At 37.9% G+C, this 17,973-nt stretch carries 17 protein-coding genes and 1 tRNA gene; 7 read left to right on the forward strand and 11 right to left on the reverse strand.

Features of this window, described 5'->3' with window-relative positions:
* Positions 1-5: 5 nt before the first annotated feature.
* Positions 6-575, reverse strand: a complete 570-nt coding sequence (locus tag CLV42_RS28255; RefSeq protein ID WP_106605395.1) for a Crp/Fnr family transcriptional regulator — start codon at positions 573-575, stop codon at positions 6-8.
* 258 nt (positions 576-833) lie between these two features.
* On the opposite strand from CLV42_RS28255, the gene CLV42_RS28260 reads away from it, so the two are divergent.
* Together CLV42_RS28260 and CLV42_RS28265 are read left to right on the forward strand one after the other, a co-directional pair.
* Positions 834-906 (forward strand) — tRNA-Gly (locus CLV42_RS28260).
* 112 nt (positions 907-1,018) lie between these two features.
* On the forward strand, positions 1,019-2,194 hold the full coding sequence (locus tag CLV42_RS28265) for a site-specific integrase (RefSeq protein ID WP_170117682.1): 1,176 nt from the start codon (positions 1,019-1,021) through the stop codon (positions 2,192-2,194).
* 461 nt (positions 2,195-2,655) lie between these two features.
* On the opposite strand, the gene CLV42_RS28270 is transcribed toward CLV42_RS28265, so the two are convergent.
* The gene (locus CLV42_RS28270) at positions 2,656-2,898 is read right to left on the reverse strand and encodes a helix-turn-helix domain-containing protein (RefSeq protein WP_106605304.1); all 243 of its coding nucleotides are present in this window, start codon (positions 2,896-2,898) and stop codon (positions 2,656-2,658) included.
* A 700-nt stretch (positions 2,899-3,598) separates the two neighbouring features.
* Here CLV42_RS28270 and CLV42_RS28280 point away from each other — a divergent pair.
* From CLV42_RS28280 to CLV42_RS28295, 4 genes are all read left to right on the forward strand, one after another.
* Complete coding sequence (locus CLV42_RS28280; protein ID WP_106605306.1) at positions 3,599-3,907, forward strand: hypothetical protein; 309 nt, start codon at positions 3,599-3,601, stop codon at positions 3,905-3,907.
* A complete protein-coding gene (locus tag CLV42_RS28285) occupies positions 3,855-4,550 on the forward strand; it encodes a hypothetical protein (protein ID WP_146154510.1) in 696 nt (231 codons plus the stop codon). Before CLV42_RS28280 ends, CLV42_RS28285 begins: the two co-directional genes overlap by 53 nt.
* A 442-nt stretch (positions 4,551-4,992) precedes the next feature.
* Entirely contained in the window at positions 4,993-5,382 is a 390-nt protein-coding gene (locus tag CLV42_RS28290) for a hypothetical protein (RefSeq protein WP_106605308.1), read from the forward strand.
* Positions 5,383-5,577: 195 nt separating this feature from the next.
* On the forward strand, positions 5,578-6,486 hold the full coding sequence (locus CLV42_RS28295; protein ID WP_106605309.1) for a hypothetical protein: 909 nt from the start codon (positions 5,578-5,580) through the stop codon (positions 6,484-6,486).
* A gap of 275 nt (positions 6,487-6,761) precedes the next feature.
* Here the strand turns inward: CLV42_RS28295 and CLV42_RS28305 are convergent, their stop codons facing one another.
* The 3 genes from CLV42_RS28305 to CLV42_RS28315 form a co-directional block, all read right to left on the reverse strand.
* The gene (locus tag CLV42_RS28305; RefSeq protein WP_106605311.1) at positions 6,762-7,385 is read right to left on the reverse strand and encodes an alpha-ketoglutarate-dependent dioxygenase AlkB; all 624 of its coding nucleotides are present in this window, start codon (positions 7,383-7,385) and stop codon (positions 6,762-6,764) included.
* 19 nt (positions 7,386-7,404) lie between these two features.
* On the reverse strand, positions 7,405-8,271 hold the full coding sequence (locus CLV42_RS28310) for a class I SAM-dependent methyltransferase (RefSeq protein WP_106605312.1): 867 nt from the start codon (positions 8,269-8,271) through the stop codon (positions 7,405-7,407).
* Positions 8,272-8,435: 164 nt separating this feature from the next.
* The gene (locus tag CLV42_RS28315) at positions 8,436-9,818 is read right to left on the reverse strand and encodes an ApeA N-terminal domain 1-containing protein (RefSeq protein WP_106605313.1); all 1,383 of its coding nucleotides are present in this window, start codon (positions 9,816-9,818) and stop codon (positions 8,436-8,438) included.
* 397 nt (positions 9,819-10,215) lie between these two features.
* Here CLV42_RS28315 and CLV42_RS33760 point away from each other — a divergent pair, with 397 nt between their 5' ends.
* Positions 10,216-10,407, forward strand: coding sequence for a hypothetical protein (locus CLV42_RS33760; RefSeq protein WP_146154511.1), 192 nt, complete (start codon positions 10,216-10,218; stop codon positions 10,405-10,407).
* Between the two features lie 903 nt (positions 10,408-11,310).
* On the opposite strand, the gene CLV42_RS28325 is transcribed toward CLV42_RS33760, so the two are convergent.
* The 6 genes from CLV42_RS28325 to CLV42_RS28355 all read right to left on the reverse strand — a co-directional run bounded on the left by CLV42_RS28325 (position 11,311) and on the right by CLV42_RS28355 (position 17,935).
* Complete coding sequence (locus CLV42_RS28325; RefSeq protein ID WP_106605314.1) at positions 11,311-11,799, reverse strand: hypothetical protein; 489 nt, start codon at positions 11,797-11,799, stop codon at positions 11,311-11,313.
* A 146-nt stretch (positions 11,800-11,945) separates the two neighbouring features.
* A complete protein-coding gene (locus CLV42_RS28330; protein WP_146154512.1) occupies positions 11,946-12,947 on the reverse strand; it encodes a hypothetical protein in 1,002 nt (333 codons plus the stop codon).
* Between the two features lie 25 nt (positions 12,948-12,972).
* Entirely contained in the window at positions 12,973-13,497 is a 525-nt protein-coding gene (gene msrB / locus CLV42_RS28335) for a peptide-methionine (R)-S-oxide reductase MsrB (protein WP_106605316.1), read from the reverse strand.
* Positions 13,498-13,559: 62 nt separating this feature from the next.
* On the reverse strand, positions 13,560-14,387 hold the full coding sequence (locus CLV42_RS28340; RefSeq protein ID WP_106605317.1) for an alpha/beta fold hydrolase: 828 nt from the start codon (positions 14,385-14,387) through the stop codon (positions 13,560-13,562).
* Between the two features lie 221 nt (positions 14,388-14,608).
* Positions 14,609-15,469 carry a helix-turn-helix domain-containing protein gene (locus CLV42_RS28345; protein ID WP_106605318.1) on the reverse strand — a complete coding sequence of 287 codons (861 nt, stop codon included), beginning with the start codon at positions 15,467-15,469 and terminating at the stop codon, positions 14,609-14,611.
* Positions 15,470-16,723: 1,254 nt separating this feature from the next.
* On the reverse strand, positions 16,724-17,935 hold the full coding sequence (locus tag CLV42_RS28355; protein WP_106605319.1) for an MFS transporter: 1,212 nt from the start codon (positions 17,933-17,935) through the stop codon (positions 16,724-16,726).
* Between the last annotated feature and the right edge of the window lie 38 nt (positions 17,936-17,973).

Consider the following 17,973-nt stretch of genomic DNA (forward strand, 5'->3'; position numbering starts at 1 on the left):
AAAAATCAAGAACTTATTTTCCGCCTGATCCTGCTCAGGGTCTCCGGCGTCATCCCCATCATAGAAGCCAGGTATTGCAGGGGCACTTCATTAAATAGAGATGGGTTATAGTTGAATAACCATCGATATCGTTCTTCTGCTTTCATAGATAATAAAGAGAACACCCTTTGCTCCATGAAAATAAAACACCTGGCAATAAACAGCTTCTCCAGATGATGCCACTCGGGTATCACCGTTCCGATGCGCACATAATCTTCCCTGCTCATGGTGTACAATTCAGTATCCGCCAGCGCCTGTATATAAAACTTCGCCGGCGTATTGAATACCAATCCCGCAAGGTCGGTTACAAACCCTCCTGCTCCTGAGATCCATTGCGTAGTTTCAGTAACGCCATCATTTACAAACACCCGTATCAGCCCTGAACGCTGAAAGCTCAACGCCGCGCAGGTATTACCTGGCTTCAGGTAATAATCCCCCTTTGCCAGGAAAGAAGGTTTAAAGAATGCGGCCACAAGCTCCGCATCGGATGCAGAAAAACCCAAAAAAGATGTAATCAGCTGTTCCAGTTCCATCATCAGGGGAAGATACAAAAAGGGCTGTCATGAGACAACCCTTTCTTCTTTTTGAACAACGTTAGCCCGCAACTTCTTCACACAATATATTAACCTGAAAAACTGCGCAACCAGCCCCGCCAGGTACAGTACCAGCAACACTTCAAACGTGCCCCTGCACCTCCGGTGAATGAATACGCTCCGTTATCAGTTTGGATCAAATTCTATAAAAGCGTATATTTAGTTTTACGATCATTTCATAAATGATCTTTAACGAAAAAAGCGGGAATAGCTCAGTTGGTAGAGCATTAGTTTCCCAAACTAAAGGTCGCGGGTCCGAGTCCCGTTTCCCGCTCAGATGGAATCCTTCGAAATGTTGAATAGCAGCATTCCGGGGGATTTTTAGTTTTGAGCCAGTTCCAATTAATAACCTGATGTACCCTCTTACCTTCAATTTGGGTATCAGAATGGGTATCAAAAAAAAGACCTCCAAAGGAGGCATTAGTATTGAAAATTTCAGAGGAAGAATCAGACTGCGCTGGCGTTTAAATGGAGAAAGATATACTCTGAGTCTGCCTTACGCATATTTGCCAGAGAATATGCAATATGCCATCGTTAAGGAAACGGAGATCAAATTGGACATACTCAAAGACTGTTTTGATAGTTCGCTAGAAAAATATAAACCTGTCCTCACCCCTGCTATATCTATTCCAACCAAACCGGCCATTATCTATGCACACGAGTTAGCCGATAAATTCGAAGATTGGACGGTACAAATCAGGAACATCAATATTAATAACTCTTTCGACTATCTATGTACAAAGCGTTTACTGGAAAGCTGGGTGAATGTTCCTATTGAAGATATACCGGCGCAAATGGCAGCAAAGAAATGGGGAGTAATCACCTACAATAGAAGACTTAATTTTCTAAGAAGTTTCTTTATATGGTTGCAGGATACAAATGTTATTTCACTCAATCCCTTATTACACATAAATAAGAGAAAATCAGGTAGAAAAAAAACTAATGAGCGAAGAACGCCATTAACTGAAGAAGAAATCGGTAGATTATTATGTGCAATACAGTATGACACCTTCTGCCCGAAACGATCTGCCTATAAGCACTCGCACTATTATCCATTCCTGAAATTCGTTTTCTTAACTGGTCTTAGAAATGCTGAGGCAATAGGACTACGCGTAAAGCATATCGATTTTGAAAACAAACAGGTAGAAATCTCAGAGACTTTCGCCCGTACTATAAAAGGCACCAATCATGCCGCCAGAATCACTAAAGGGACTAAAACGGAGAATGTGAGGTACTTGCCTTTAACAGATGAACTAATCGCAATCCTGGAACCCAATATTATTGACAAAAACCCCGACTCCCTTGTTTTCCTTTCTCCGAAAGGACTATCCATCGATGATAGGATGTTAGGAAAACGTGTTTTAAAGCCCATCCTGACGGCTTTAGGCATTGAGAATAGAGATCTTTATGTCGCCCGACATTCCTTTGGTACAAGGGCTGTTCAGCAAGGAATGGCGATAACAGATGTCGCGTATTTGATGGGTCATAGCACGATAGAAACCACTATACGTAACTACGTTAGTGTTCAGAAAAAGGCTATAGCACTGCCAAAAATGAATTAAAGCAGGTAACATAATTGATCTTTAAGGTAAGGGAATTGAGCACGGCTAATAGTCATTGACTATCAAACGCAATACACTTGTACTATGTGAAATGTTGATTATAAACGACAATATTGTCTATTCTGCAAATAACTATGTGAAGATGCTTTTTTGATTTTTCAACAGTTGAAACTACTGTTTGTGTTGGGTAATAGGGACGAACGATCATCGACTTCCCTTTTACCTAATAGGGTTAACGCGTGACGCTTAGCGCTTTCGAACCGATGCATCGGTGAAGGAGATTTGCGTTGCGCATGATCGCTTAGCGCTGCACAAAGCTCCGAAAAATAAATAAGAAAGTCAATTTGTTCACAATTTCTGATGGTGTAGGTTTTAACCTACATTTTTTATCACAAAATCGGATGATCTATTATTTAGTACAAGGAAAAGTAGGTTATAATCTACTTTTATAAATGAATTAACTAAAGCGGATTTTTAGGCAAGAAATCCTGGGGAGAACAGTTAAAGATTTTTGCCAACTCGTTTAAATGCCGGATATTATATTTATCTCTCCGCTTGCTACTTTCAACATTTGAAACGAAGCTATCAGCCATACCCAGATGTTGAGATAAATCTATCTGCTTTAACTGGGCTTCTTCCCGGCGTTTCTTCACGCTTTGTATAACGTACATATCTATATCCGAGGCATGAGGCTTAATTTCCATTGCTATTTTTCGTAAAGCACGAACAATGTGAATAACTTATCAACCGGACATGTCCGGTTTTAATATTTTTTATTATCTTTACTAAATAGCAATTCTGAAATGAATACATCTTAATAGCATATTCATAGATTTAAAATACTATAAGCGTGTTTGCTTTGCTTTCCGTTGCTGAAAACTGCGACCTTTCAAAAAACTACGGAGAGAATGAGGTAAATCGCCTATACTTGCATTGGTGTAGGCGTTCTTGTTCCGTAGTAGGGTGTCGCAGCCCTTCAGCACGATAAGAACTAACCTGCACCTTTTTTATTTTCAAGGTTAGCCCATCACGCCCTGTACTTTCCATAAACTTTATTTAAAAAACTGAATTACCAGATTCCTCTCGGTATATGGGTAAAGTCATGCCACTATCTTCTGTCCTCAATAATATTGAATATAGATCACTAGCTCTTAGAAGCATTTTAAGGGAAGAAATATGCGCAGAACTGGGCTGGCCAAATACAGATTATTATAACCGGCTAAAAGTTCCGGACATAGTTAATCATAAAAAAATGACTGTCAATTCAGCTTTAACACACGACGAACGTGTCAAAATACAAACCATTGCCAGAAGATTACTATCCGAATCTGGCCCTGATATGGCGAAACCCACAGGCCACATCCTGTTACGAGATTTACAAAACAATACTTAATCAGAAATATCATGACAGAAAGAAAACATCAACAGCAGTATGAGAATCCAGGCAATCTACTGTATGACATGAAATTACTTCTAACGGAATTGCCGTTGAAATTTCGCGAAATAGCCTCCAATGAATGTGCATGGAGCATTCCGACCTACTACCGGAAAATGCGACCATCGACAAATGAAAGCAATACAAGTTCTACCCTCTCCAATGCAGAGGTTAGTATGGTTTTCACAGTAATGGACGGAATTGTAAATGATTTTGTAAGAGAATATGAAGAATACAAAGCGGAAAAGCAAAAAAACATATCCGAAATGGACTCCTGATAAGGAATGGCTTGATAGACATCCAAGGAAGATTTTAAGCACTACTAAGGGCAAAGAATTATCAATGTCTTTTAGAATGCTGTATGATCAGCTGAATAGTGCAAGTTATATCTATGAGCAGCATATCAATGCCGCTCGGTCTCTTCTTTTTAAGAAGCTTCTTAAAATCATAAATTGTATTCATGATTATGAAGAAATTCTTTCAACATGTGATTGGAACCTCAGAACTCCGGTTTCAATACAAAACTGGGGAAGTGTTTCTATTAGTAATCTTTTGGCTGACAGTGATGGACGCTTCTTTGAATTGGCACGTAAACTCGACGGAGAACGTCAAGACGTATTAAGGAATTTATTTTATGCTAAGCCCAAACGGAAAATCATTTCCAGAGAGCCAAATCTCCTGAAAAAACTGGATCAACATATTAGTGCATTTAACACGCATTTTAGGGATAGGGTATGTTATGAATGCAACTGGTCAATTAGCACGTATTACAGAAAAATTCGGGAGTTTAATTGCCATTATGTTTATCAAGGTGACTATACTTATTGTAATTTGTCGAACGCCCACAAAGAAATGATTATTAAAATTATGAGTGAAGAATATATCGTCTTATGGGAACATCTCATAAAATACGGAATTTAATGATTTTGGATAGTACATAGACGATACCACCTCAATTATCATGCATAAGAATTGGCCGGTTAAGTACTACACTAAAATCGGTGAAAACTAAACGTTGTTAACTAACTCACATTTTATCCTCAAATGGTGAGTTGATGATAATTAATTTTATAATAAGCATCCAATTTGAGAAATACTCACCCCTTCGATAATCATTATGTAATTTGATAGATTGATTTATTCTTTTATCCATAAGAAAAATCACACTATAGATAAATTTAAAAACCTTATTATCAATTAATTATCCACACAGCCTTAATAAAACAAAAAATCATATGTATTTATAATTTATTTACAACGATTAACAGATAATCTCAAAATAAATACACTTAAATATGTAAAGGCGGCACACAAGAACGTAAAAAAACAACAAACTGCGGCAATATTTCCTATCTTCGTAAACATGAAGTTAAAATTCATTAAGGCGCAAGAAATTGATAGAAATGTAAAAGCAACCATCCATACAAGTGGAAAATTAGGTTTTTCATCGGATGCTGCTAAAAAATTAAGATTAAGTGACAACACAAGATCTGTAATGATTGCATTGAATGAAGATGATACCACCGATGAAAATCTCTACATAAAGACATTAGACGAACAAAATGACGATGCCTTTAGCATAATTAAAGCTGGAGAATACTATTACGTAAATACCAAGGCATTTTTCGATAATTATAATATTGACTATCGAAATAGTAAAATTATATATGATATAGTGGAATTTGAATATGAGGGAGAAAAAATGTTCAAGTTTATAAAACGGGAGGTGAAAAAGAAGAAAAAAATTGAGTAGCAATAAAAAGGGACGTGCTTCCAACACGCCCCTTTTTGGAACAATTATTTTGACTTGGCGGTCTTCTAACTATTGGGCTACTTCACCCAATCGTATGGTTGTTCCTTTTTAAGTATGTGCAATATACATACCATTTTCTTTTTTCCTAAAGAAATATGATGGAAGGAAATTTTAAAACCCTTAAATCATAACATTATGTATATAAACCATAAAAGAATAAGAAATGTTGACAAATATCTTATTGGTTTAAATGAAGATGATAACTTCTATGTAGCCTCTGCTGATCCCAAAATTAGCAAGCAGAAGGCTATAAACATTGGCTTTTCAAACTCTTTAAATGATGGGGAGGCTGTTCTTCCCAGAATTGTAGGGTCAGTTTCCAAATTTAATGCTGAGGGTGGCTTCATCAAATTAATGAATGAGCCTAAGGAAACTTGTTACAAGGAAAGGCTCTGGACCTGGAAAGACTGGGGAGGAACTGAGCATACAAAGATTGTATACGTACCATATCAGAGATATAAAAGACAAATTATAGATCCTCCAGGAGAAGAGCTTGTATTAGTCAATAATGCTGATGTCGCAGTCATCCTATCAAATAAGCTTAAATATACCCAAGCAAATTCAGGTCTAATAAAGCACATAATTAATCTTTTCCTAGAGCTTTTTGGAGATTGTCAAATCTTAAAAGAAAATCTAACTCCAGCAATTAAAGCTCCAATACATCGATTAAACTGGAATGTACTTCCTCCCGGAAAATACCCCTGGGAAAAGGCTAAAGCAATAGTTAATGATTACACAAAAGGTTTATCACAGAACAAAACTGAGATCATAAAAAACAGGATAAATGTGATAAGTCGTCATGAACCCGATTTCATTGCAATAGGAGAAGCTGGTTTCCACGGTTACTGGGTTCTAGGATTTACCAATAAAAAGCTTTACATCCTAGAAAGTCTACATTTTGGAAATGCAACATATGTGTTGGGGAACAATTGGGAAACGATTTCCCAAATGACCAAAGCAGAGATAATTTCAGGAAGTCTGAGTAAGGCAAGAATTATCCATCGTGAAGGATGGGCCACAGATATTAATAACCTTTTTAAATAATAATTTTATGTCAAAGACACCTAAAAATTCTGGCAAATCATGGACGAATAATGACTTAGATCGTCTGAATACATTAGCGGCAGGAAACACTCCAACTCGACTAATTGCATGGAAAATGGGAAGAAGTGAAGATTCAATAAGATCCAAAGCTTCGGACGAAGGAATCAGCCTCAAGCCAACTAATCAATCGCCTTATAATAGGAGATGAAAATTAGATACTAAATGTTAAACATAAAAGAGAGTTTTATCAACAAAACTCTCTTTTACGTTTAATATTAAGGTGCTATAATAGTTTTCCGAAATGTAAGCGACACTCGCCTTTTTCGTTTATAAACTAAGCCGTGATATTTATCAGTTAATCTTGGAGCTATTCCATGTTTCCATATATATCTACTATCTCCTTTTAAAATAACCATACTTCTGTCAGCAAGTAATAACGGTATCTTTTCATGGGTCATCGGATTGGTAAAGTCCATTATGCAATCAGAGCCCAATGAAATTGAAACAAGCGTTCCATCGAAACAGGGCTCGCAATCAATGTGCGGGGTGATACCCTGCCCTGGCAAATATTCGTTTACTATAACTTGATCAGGAATAGAATCAAAAAAACCTTTTTTGAAGAGGTCGTATGCAATTACCTCCGCCCAAAATGGTAATTTGCCAATCCTCATGCTAAGATCTATCCTCCTAGCCTTATAGTCGTATCTAAAACCATAATGCTGAACCCGCCTACTCAAATCATTAATCCACTCAGCCGAATCAATCATTTGTATTAAATCATTATGCTCTTTAATAGTAAGATAGCTCTCAACGTATTGTAAGCCTGAAATTTTCTCAATATCCTGAGACTGGAAATTTTCATATTGATTGAATAGATCTATTTGAGCATTGCTAAGCATAGCATAAAGTTACTCATTTTTACGGTGCCATCAATAAATCAGCAGAACAGTTAAAACTTAGTCGTGGTCTGTTACTACTTTTGACTACATCTTCATACTGAAAGCCATAAACAGTAGGAAAGAGGCTAAGGCTGTTAATGTTCTTTAATCCTTGTTTATATACTCTCCATTTATTATTTAACGATGGGGCGGTAGGGTTTTGTTGAAAAATAAGAATTTTACTATTGGGATATGCGGAATATAAATTATTCGTAAAATCAATAAAATCTTTCGGATCCAAGCTGTGGCTTGCAAAAATATATGAGTAGTTAATAATAATAGTTATGTCAAGGTCTTTAGGAAAAGAATTAGACAAATCCAAAAGTGTATTATGAAACGAAATATTTTTATATCTAAGTTTCAAATTACAAACATCGAAGTCTTTTGCTCTTGTCAACATCGAATCGGCTGTATCAATGCCAATATAATCAACATTCAATTTGTTAAGACTATCAGCTTCAAGCAAATAATAATTAAATGCCAGACCCGACGTAAAAGGCCCGCAACCTATATCCACAAAAAAAACGTCCTTTGTTTTTATATAAGTATTCAATCGGGGATTTAAGTACCGGTAGAACCACCAACTACTGACACAATGCATTTGAAAATAATAGTAACAGTACAAATCAACTTTCTGTTCCGGGGTTAAGCCCTGGCTCGCAAGCGCAAAATCAGCTCTACCATTTTCCAGTACGACGTTTCTGTGAAAGTTCTTAATTCTTTTCGCCTCTTCGCTATAAGGATCCGGCTGACAAGGATCTTCAATTAGAGCTTGATCGACAAGCCTTTTTACAGCTGGTACAAATAGACTTTCAAATATGGGGTCATTAACTGGGGATAAATTCATAATATATAACAAAATTGTAGGTATTCGAAAATACACTAATTATTTAAAATACCAAGACAATCGAGTTATATAACATAAAATTTGCGTCGACAAACTTTCAAACAGTACCTAAACCTTCCACATTAAAACTGGTACTGGTATTTATCATCAGTATTCTTCTTAAATTATTCTACTTGTAAATTCCTGAAGCGATATTCATTTCGTTTGAATAAAGACTCTATCAAATCAAGAGAGAATCCGACTTCCTTTAAAACCGCCGCAATCAACAAAAGCTTCATTTTTTCAGTCAAACCAAATAGATCTTTTTTCTTCAGCGCTTTTGACTTGGTACTTTCATCATAGTGTGTATAATAATTTCGTGAGTTCTTCACATCTTTAACAAAAGCTAGTCTATCAGGCAGTATTTTCGCAAAAGTCTCGATATTAAATTCTTCGACCAAATCTGCGAGTCTCGTATGCAATGTCGGTTCATTACTATGAAAACATAACCTCCCTCTAGCAAAATCTTCATGCCCACTTGGGATAACACTCATAATTTCTTTCAATCTATTTCTGTGTTCATCATCTGGGATTACGTCATTCTTTCTTTTCCTACGGTGAAATGTTTCCAAAGCCTGGGCAACATTCAAGAAACGATTTTCATCAAATCTGTCCACTCGGTAAAAAGTTTCCATTAACAGATTGATCACCGGCTCTATATCCTTGCTGCAAGCATACCAATTCTTCAAGACACGATCGAAATTCCCCTCAACATCTTTATAATTAACTAAGAACTCCCGGATAGTCCTTGGCCTCTGCGATAAACTTTTGGCAGATATAGCATAATGAACATCAAAGTGCGTAGGGTACTCTTTTCCATTAAAGGTCCATTTAATCACGTTATTCTGCAAATGAATTCTAATTGGGTAAGATGTCTCGTAGGAGCATAAAGTTAAAAAATCTTGAAATGTTATTAGATATTTCAACAAGTCATCAAAGTGCATATCGCCTTGCAATGGCTCTATTACGAAACTCACAAGTTGATTCAGAGATACAGAAAAGCGTGAAGGATTTAAATTTTTCACAGAAAACCCAAAGTGTGCATTCACATTATTATCAATATCAAAAGAAATCTTGTCAGGTAATGAATAACGTATATCATATCCCCCATCATTTCTTTCAATATTGATTCCCGTTGTCCCAATCCATTCGTTTAAGTTGTGACAAGCCATTTCTGCTGATGAAAAACGTAGCTCCTCCAAAGTCTCAAAAATAGCATCTCCAATAATTACTATTGAAATACCCCAAACGCTAGTCGCATAACCAGCATTATTCGTTGAACTGCTATTTTCCCAACATTTATAAAGAGTTACACCTTTCCCCGAAGACAGCTTTCCGACTATAATATCAAAATAATCACCATTTTGTTTAGAGAGATTACTTGAAAAGTTGCCATGAAGCTCCAATCTAGCGCCACTATCTACATCGAAGTAAAGCGTACCATAAATTTCCTCTTCAGAATTGGCAGGTATATACCAAATTCCTTTATGACTAAAATTATCCCTCATAATATTTGTCTTATTTTAATCCTTGTTATTTCGCGATGCCATAAACTTGACAACATCGTTTCAAGATAACTTTATTTAGTGATAAAATAATTCTAATCGTGCTGTAATTTGCATTAATCAAAATCCCCAACAACACCGCCCTCCCTAGTACCAAAGTAAATGCGATACGAGTAGATTCCGTTCGCAAAACGCTTCAATTTGGAAACAATTATAGTTGTAGCCGACAATCAACTAAATTATCTGCTGTTGTAATAGGGTGAAATAATGTACTATTGAAAAAGGAAAGAGGAAATCTGGGAATCGATGCATCGTTGAACTATAAAACTGATAATTTAGGCCCTCCGTCTAACTCCCATAAAAATGTAGGATATAATCTACACGCAAATTAGCTGGCCCAGTGCCGCGTTTTGCAATTGACATTACTGCCAATCAATACCTCTTCAAACTCCCGCCGGAGGTAGCGCCTAAGCAGCGGACTTGCTGCCATACTCAGAAAGACGTAGTGGCCAGCCTTCATATCATGTTTTCATGGGCTGGTATCCTGCATCAGCAATTACCTTTGCTGGCACTCGTCGTTTTCTTTTTATAGCTGAGATGCATTAGATTATGCGAAGGACTAAAAATTGAAGCAAGCAAATATACGAAAAAATAAGCATGTTTCAAAATTCGTCACAAATACATAATTGCGGATATAACATAACTTTAACTATAAAACGTAATTAAACTTTATACAGCTCAATTTGCTGTAATTTGCATCTATACCCCCATTTGATCATAATAATTAATGATAAACATCACAAATATTTATGAGAATTTATAGATCAACTGCATCTATATATTTGTAGACTATGGGCAACATTGCAGCAATATTTAAATTTTATAATTCAATCGGTTATTTGATATATGCCTCCCACTTCAAACCCAGCCCTGACCGCCTCCCCCTCCTAATTAGAATGTCGACTATCCGCCCGGTTAAACTAGAATTTCCGTTTTCGAATGGTGAATGTATTAGTATCTAGAGAGCTAGTCTAAAACAAGCTAAAAAGTTCATTTATCTACAATATAATAGCCCTGAGAACTTATCACAGAATATCGCGTTTTTAATCAGAAAATTTAGCCTTTATATAGCATTTCCAATGTTTCAATAGTATCTTTATCCTTGAATAAAGTAGGTTATAACCTACTTTACCATCAGTAAACAATATTTTGGGTTACATTTTGGGTATCATATTATTGGTAAAAGGAAACTAGCCACGCTCACCAAAGAAAATTCCGCTCAAATTCAATATTTTATGGAATAGCTCAGTTGGTAGAGCATTAGTTTCCCAAACTAAAGGTCGCGGGTCCGAGTCCCGTTTCCCGCTCAGATGAAATCCTCCAGAATGTCGAATAGCCGCATTCCGGAGGATTTTTAGTTTTCGAGCCCGTTTCAAATAATCCCCCTATATCTCTTACCTTCAACTGGGTGTCAAAAAAGCATCCACTCGCTGTTCTATACCGCCTTATTAGTTTGATATATCTTCCTGAACTGTAACACAGAACCAACTATAAGCATGATCAAAAGCAAAAGAAGTGTTTTTGCAATCAAAGGATCCTGAGGTCCATGAGCCAGCGGATGACCTACCGGAATACGGTTAAAGGTTTCATTTACAGTTGGAATCATCGACAAGAAAAAGCTGAAAGAAAGGAAGAAAGTCTCTATATAACGAGCACGGTTATTTCCCGGCTTTTTGGCATAAAGAAGATATGCTACTACTACCAATGTCACAACCAATAATGCAAGAATATGTCCCGGATTCACTCCCTTAACGCTCGATAGTCCTAATGCTGTCAATGACGTGACTAGTGTAAAATAAAAATAGATCTTTCCCGGAAGTTTGCCCAGATCTATTTTGCCTCCTTTAGTAAAAGCTATAACGGCAGCAACAATCGCTATAATACCTATAACGGTATGAAAAATCCCCAAGATTGATAATCCCATGATCTTGACTTTTGAATGTTTATTTAATACTGCAAATATTGTAACAAAAGAAGAAATGCACTTTGTGAACCGGGTCAATTATTTGGCAATATGGTTCAGCAACAACGCTCGGCAACATCTGGTGTCAGAAATAGAAACGTATTTTCTTAAAAAGATACTAGTGATAAGCCAACATTCACGTAAGGAGCATTTTTATTACTACTAATTATGGATGCGTTATTATAGTTTTCGCCGTCTTTAAATAGCCTGGCAGACAAGAAGCTGTTAAGTCCACCATCCAAAGTCAGCATAACATTCTTCGCGAACAGCAATTCAAACGCCGCTCCACTTTTTAACTCAATCGTATTGTAGCTTACCTTGCCATCTAAGAAAGTATTGTGCCGATCATAAAAAATAGTATATGAACGCTGATTGGAACCAACTGACACCCAGGCGTTCCTAGCTATCTCTTTTTTTAAGTTAACACCTGTGGGAATATCTACGATCAATTCGAGTCCGGATGAAATGAATTTATGATAATAGTTAATAATAGGCTCGACAGGTATCGGCGAAGATGGATCTATCAAGGCTAATAAGCCAACAGAGAATGTCGTGTTTCCTGTTTTTTTCAAGGGCAAATTGATACTACCATTCAAATTTAAACGGCGAAAACTATTCACTCCGTCTGTAATTCCCCTGACAACTAATGAATAAACAACCGGGTGATCAAATATCTTATCTGACCGGGAATAATTTATGGCGAGATCGAATGTGCTTCTATCTGTGGTCACGGGAGTCAATTCCGCTTCTGGCAACTTGTTGCTAATGTCTTTTATCCTTGTGGATGTATAGGTATAATAGATACCGGCCGACAAGGAGTTACCTTTCCATTTAATAGCAGGTGTGTTGAAAAAAGTGCTTATGCGTCTGGTTTTTATTTTTCCGCTGGCAAAATCACGATCATCCAGTTTCACATCAAAATCACTATAGCCAAAGCCACTGGCCGATATGCCGAATTTCCTTAACCCAGGATAACGAATGGCAAGTTCTTTCATATTTGCACTGATGGTATCAGCCCCTGGGTGTAAAGAAGACATACTAATCATGTTCTGCGCTTGCATGGTACAAGGCAACAATAGGAAACATAGGAAGAGAACTGGCATTTTCATATGGTCATATATAATTGGCAAAGGTTTATTTATCCGAAAGCATCCTGTCTGGTTCAAAATCAAGGCTAATGGCATTCATGCAGTATCTTTTGTAAGTTGGAGGCGGGCCATCATCAAAAATGTGTCCCAGATGGGCATCACAGCGCCCACAAAGCACCTCTGTACGATCCATCCCCTGAGAATCATCTTCTAAATATCTTACGCTGTTTTTTCTTAACGGCTCATAGAAGCTTGGCCAACCACAACTACTGGCAAACTTGGCATCGGACCTGAAAAGTATATTTCCGCAAGCTGCACAGTAGTAAGTCCCTTTCGTTTTGCTTTTCCAGTATACGCCGGTAAATGGCCGCTCGGTGTCCTTTTCCCTGGCTACCGCATAGAGGTCTGCTGATAACACTTTCTTCCATTCTGCATTGGACACGTTCAGCCGTGTAGTGTCTGTGGTTGAATAGTAGGGATTGTTTTCATGCCCTTTAGCAGATCTCTGGTTCTGGGCATAAGCACCAACAGATAGTATCGCCAGTAAATAACTGAAAATAATTTTCCTCATTGTGATTGAATTATGCTTCCGTTTATCTTTAAATATTCTTCTTTATAAAAAAAATGGAATTGCTATTTTTTTATAATGGTGTTAAGTATCTGAACTAATTCACCAGGTTTAGATAGAAAAGGACTATGTCCTGATTTAATCTCATAAGTATTTAAAATATGCGCTTCAGCAACCATCTGTTGCTGAAATGGAAAGCTGATCGCTTTGTCTTCAGTTGTATAGATGTAGTATTTATTAGCGATGGTGTTGTAAATCTCACTGCTATAATTCAGCGGGGTTCCGGCAGCGCCAACAGGCTCGGGGCGAAGCTTTTCTACCAATAGTTTAATATCATCATCCGATCCGTCTTTACAGAATACCTCTCTCATATTCACTTCAGGATTGGCAATAGTTACCGTACTTCCATCAGCAGAAAATGCTAATGCAGCGGGAATAGATGTTCCCTTGTCCTTTGCTGAATAATCGAATACACTGCTACCGCTTTGAGGGATAAATCCGGCAACATATACTAATTTGTCTATTTTCTGAGGAACTTTACAGGCTGCCTGTGTAACTATTGCACCACCCAGGCTATGTCCTACCAGGACAACGGGACCATTCATACCATTGATAACATCGGTCACCTGTTTAACATATCCATCAAAGGTTATTTCAGAAACAGGTGTCTGATCATTCCCATGACCAGCTAATTCCACTAAAACAACTTTATTCCCTTCAGCTTCTAAAGACGCCTTTACCTTATCCCATACAAAAGATGCTTGCCAGGCACCATGCACCAACACAAAAGTTGAATGATTCTTATCTTTTGATGTATCATCGTTATCCTTTGAACAAGAATTTAAGGATAGTATCAATAGTAATAAAATCCCTATGTTTTTTACGTATTTCATACTTATATAAATGTTTGTTTATTTTATCTTCAGGGGAAGATGAACCAGTGTTATATCATCTCTGACAAGGCAAAGTTGCAGTACAAAAAAGAGATGCGTTTTGTGAATAAGTTCAATTTTTAGGGAATCTGGTTCAACAAATAGACGTAAGGCGTCCTTATAGCGTTTGTGCGCTATCACATAGGAATAAGATCAGGGGGAAGTAAAAAGTATGAATCCTTCTATCTTTTCTTATCCGTCTTATTTAGCTTTAAACGGAAATCTGAAGGTGGGGTGTGGTATTTATCGTGAAAACTTTTCGTAAAATTAGCCAGGTCATTAAATCCACAGTCAAAAGCAACATCTGTGATACGTGCATCTGAAACTAAAAGTAGTTCTGCAGCTCTTTCCAACCTTTTGTTTTTAATATAACTGGCAGGAGAATCATTATATATTTTTTTAAACTCCCTTTTAAATGAAGAAAGGCTTAAATTAGTTTTTTGCGCCAATTCATCAATATTGGTCTGGGAAAACAGGTTAGCTTCTATAACTTGTTTGAACGTATAGGCTGTTGGTGAAAAAAGTTGGGACAGTATGACCTGTATGATTTCGGCATCTTGTGTCTGTGATAACAAAAGAATGATTTCCTTCAGTTTCAAAACTAAAATTTCATCGTTTACCAAAGATGGATTTTCAAAATAAAATAGCAGGCCCTCTATATATTTTTGAATCAAAAAGTCGTTGTTAATTTTCCCGCTTGACTGGTTGGAGATGTTGTCCTTTTTCTGAAATATCGAAGGCAGCTCTCTCTCGTAAATTTTCTTCAGTATATCCGGATGGAAAGTGACGATTACAATTTCGCCATCGCTGTTATTTGAATCAGCTATCTGTCGCCCCGAGTTCAGGCAGTTTAGCAATAATGCGTGATTGGTAGGAATATTGATGGGCTCATTGTCAAATTGAAATTTTGTCTCGCCTTTCAACATATACAATAAACAAGCCTGCTCTGCCACAGGGAACGCAAATTCAAAAGGCGGCTTAATATCCACTTTTTGAAGGAATGTCTTCCCAAACAATTCAAATTTTTTATAGTCAGTAACCATTTAAGGTGTTTTATTTATTGTATTGCGTAGATACCTTATTGCTTTCTGTGATCCGAATACATAATACTAAGCCAACGCCGGATCGAATATAGGCAAAACCGTTTGAACCAGTCCCTGTTATCATGTGTCGCCTCATTTCTTAAACCTCAGTATTTTGAGGCAAGCAAAGCTTCGTAACTGACGGGCAAATGCAATACATTAGAAATTGATTATCTATCTGACAATGCAAAATTGAAATCCCAGGAATACAAATACTTTGTGAATCAGGTCAATTATTTGGCAATTTAGTTCAACCGGTAGTTTGACTCCCTCAACCAGCCGCTCACTTATTCCTCCTACATCACGACGTCGCGATTAAATTTCCGCTGATATCCCTAACGAATAAACGCATGATATACCAGGATTAATTTCTTCAGTAATTCCGCTCAGCAGCAAAGGCGCTATCCCCCACCTCAGTAACGAAATACCCATATATTCAAACGCGACGATTGACGCGGATTTTTCTAAAAAATGCCGGAGCAAACACAAACAAAAAGTAAGAATACCTGCCGGACTTTTTCTGATTACATCACAAAGCTAAGAAGAAAACGTATGCGGAAAATACGCATTTTTATCTCCAAAAACAACATACAATAAACTGATTTACAATTAATTAAAAGAAACAAATGCCCAATAGGGAAAATCAGGCTTTTCTTTCCGGAGATGCTATGCTTTTTACCGTCCTGATACCGCTTTGATACCGCTAATCCTCCCTTGATCTTACGTTCATGAACGTAGGATCAACGCAGGATTAGCGGTATCAAAGCGGTATCAAAGAGGGCTAAACCAGACTATTTCTCCCTATACACCTTCGGTAGAGATTCGGTCGAGGTAGCCTCATCCTCCCTTAATCTTCCGTTCCGGAACGGAAGATTAAGGGAGGATGAGGCTACCTCGACCGAATCTCTACTATATCTCTACCGGAGACACACTAACATTTACCTGAACTATCCCCTCGCGTTATATTCACCCGTACAGAAGGTGTCTCCCCATGTTCGTTTAGTGGTCAATTGCAAAAATGTGTTTCCAGAGGGCATACAGCTCGAAAATATCCCTTTCTGGAACACTGTACCTATTTACTGCGATAACGCCATTTTAAAGGGTATTACGGTCAATTCTGTGGATATTCCCGGAGGGATGGTATCGATATAGCATCCAGCCGGAAAAAGCAATAAGAAAAAACCGGGCAGTCATCGACGTACCCGGCCTTTTTATTTACACTACAATCAATTTACGAACACTCCTTCTTGCGCGAACCGCAAATGAGATAACACTCAACAATATCACCGACATCACCAGGTAACGGAGTACCATGTCCTGTTGGGTGACTATTTTACCCGTCCGGGAAAGTGCAAAACTGGAAACAGATGTCATCACATATACCATTCCTCCCAGCAGCCCACTCGCCATACCCGCATTCTGTGGGAAGTATAACATTCCCTGCGTAAAGAAGAGATTGTACAGGAATCCGGAACAGATATGAATAACAAAGGCAAATAACATCAGGCACCATAACTGCTGATAACCGTATCCTATCATGAACAACACCACGATCAACGTCAGCTGGACAATACCCGCAGTAACTGCTTTCCGGTTAAAATCAAGTGCGATAAGACGTTTACCGATGATCCCCCCTATCATCCAGGAAAATCCCAGTATCAGCGTACAATATCCGATCACAACAGCATTGAAATGAAAACTGTTCTCGATCACAAATGGCCCCGCCATGTTGAATACCATCACCACAGAATAAGCCATGCCCAATGTAACGATCCCCAGCAGGAATTGCGTATTCCCCAGCATCATCACATAATTCTCTTTTATCCTGACCAGATCGACCTTTTTGCGTTCTGCGATTGTTTCTCCACTGAAGATCAGTTCAAACACCAGCATGAGCAACGCGTATATCGCCAGGAAGTAAAAGTTGGACTGCCAGTTAAAATATTTCTGCAGATAACCTCCCAGAAACGGCGCTACAATAGGCCCCAGTGACCAGATAATAGTGAAGAAACTAAGGAAATGTTTCAGCTTGTCGCCTGAGTACAGGTCCACAAAGAAAGCCCGTTTAGACACCACAACAAATGATACAGCCACGCCCTGTATGATCCTTAAAAGACAGATCAGCTGCACGTCCTTTGTGATACCGATCAATAAAGAGGATACTATCAGCACTCCCAGACCATACATCGCCGGTTTGAACCTGCCAATGCTATCCAGCAGACTTCCGACGAACAATTGAGAGACACCGTAACTAAGGAAAAAACATGTCAGTGTGAGCTGTATATCATGCTCCGGCACTCCAAGGCTGGTGGCCATTGTAGGGAATGAGGGCAAATAAATGTCTGTGACAAATCCCGATAAAGGGATTGAGATGAAAGCCAGTAATGTCGCTATCTTCTTTCTTCTATCTGATGCATTTCTTAACATACCCGAAAACCTTTTTAGAATAACGTAACAAAGGTATA

The sequence above is a fragment of the Chitinophaga ginsengisoli genome, from assembly GCF_003014595.1.
Classification (GTDB): domain Bacteria; phylum Bacteroidota; class Bacteroidia; order Chitinophagales; family Chitinophagaceae; genus Chitinophaga; species Chitinophaga ginsengisoli.

Coding starts and splice junctions, on each gene's coding strand:
- CLV42_RS28325 (WP_106605314.1), bottom strand. CDS start 11,799: ATGGGATTATCAATCTTGGGGATTTTTCATACCGTTATAGGTATTATA.
- CLV42_RS28295 (WP_106605309.1), top strand. CDS start 5,578: ATGTATATAAACCATAAAAGAATAAGAAATGTTGACAAATATCTTATT.
- CLV42_RS28290 (WP_106605308.1), top strand. CDS start 4,993: ATGAAGTTAAAATTCATTAAGGCGCAAGAAATTGATAGAAATGTAAAA.
- CLV42_RS28265 (WP_170117682.1), top strand. CDS start 1,019: ATGGGTATCAAAAAAAAGACCTCCAAAGGAGGCATTAGTATTGAAAAT.
- CLV42_RS28345 (WP_106605318.1), bottom strand. CDS start 15,469: ATGGTTACTGACTATAAAAAATTTGAATTGTTTGGGAAGACATTCCTT.
- CLV42_RS28270 (WP_106605304.1), bottom strand. CDS start 2,898: ATGGAAATTAAGCCTCATGCCTCGGATATAGATATGTACGTTATACAA.
- CLV42_RS28285 (WP_146154510.1), top strand. CDS start 3,855: ATGAAGAATACAAAGCGGAAAAGCAAAAAAACATATCCGAAATGGACT.
- CLV42_RS28305 (WP_106605311.1), bottom strand. CDS start 7,385: ATGCTTAGCAATGCTCAAATAGATCTATTCAATCAATATGAAAATTTC.
- CLV42_RS28255 (WP_106605395.1), bottom strand. CDS start 575: ATGATGGAACTGGAACAGCTGATTACATCTTTTTTGGGTTTTTCTGCA.
- CLV42_RS28355 (WP_106605319.1), bottom strand. CDS start 17,935: ATGTTAAGAAATGCATCAGATAGAAGAAAGAAGATAGCGACATTACTG.
- CLV42_RS28280 (WP_106605306.1), top strand. CDS start 3,599: ATGACAGAAAGAAAACATCAACAGCAGTATGAGAATCCAGGCAATCTA.
- CLV42_RS28310 (WP_106605312.1), bottom strand. CDS start 8,271: ATGAATTTATCCCCAGTTAATGACCCCATATTTGAAAGTCTATTTGTA.
- msrB (WP_106605316.1), bottom strand. CDS start 13,497: ATGAGGAAAATTATTTTCAGTTATTTACTGGCGATACTATCTGTTGGT.
- CLV42_RS28340 (WP_106605317.1), bottom strand. CDS start 14,387: ATGAAATACGTAAAAAACATAGGGATTTTATTACTATTGATACTATCC.
- CLV42_RS28330 (WP_146154512.1), bottom strand. CDS start 12,947: ATGAAAATGCCAGTTCTCTTCCTATGTTTCCTATTGTTGCCTTGTACC.
- CLV42_RS28315 (WP_106605313.1), bottom strand. CDS start 9,818: ATGAGGGATAATTTTAGTCATAAAGGAATTTGGTATATACCTGCCAAT.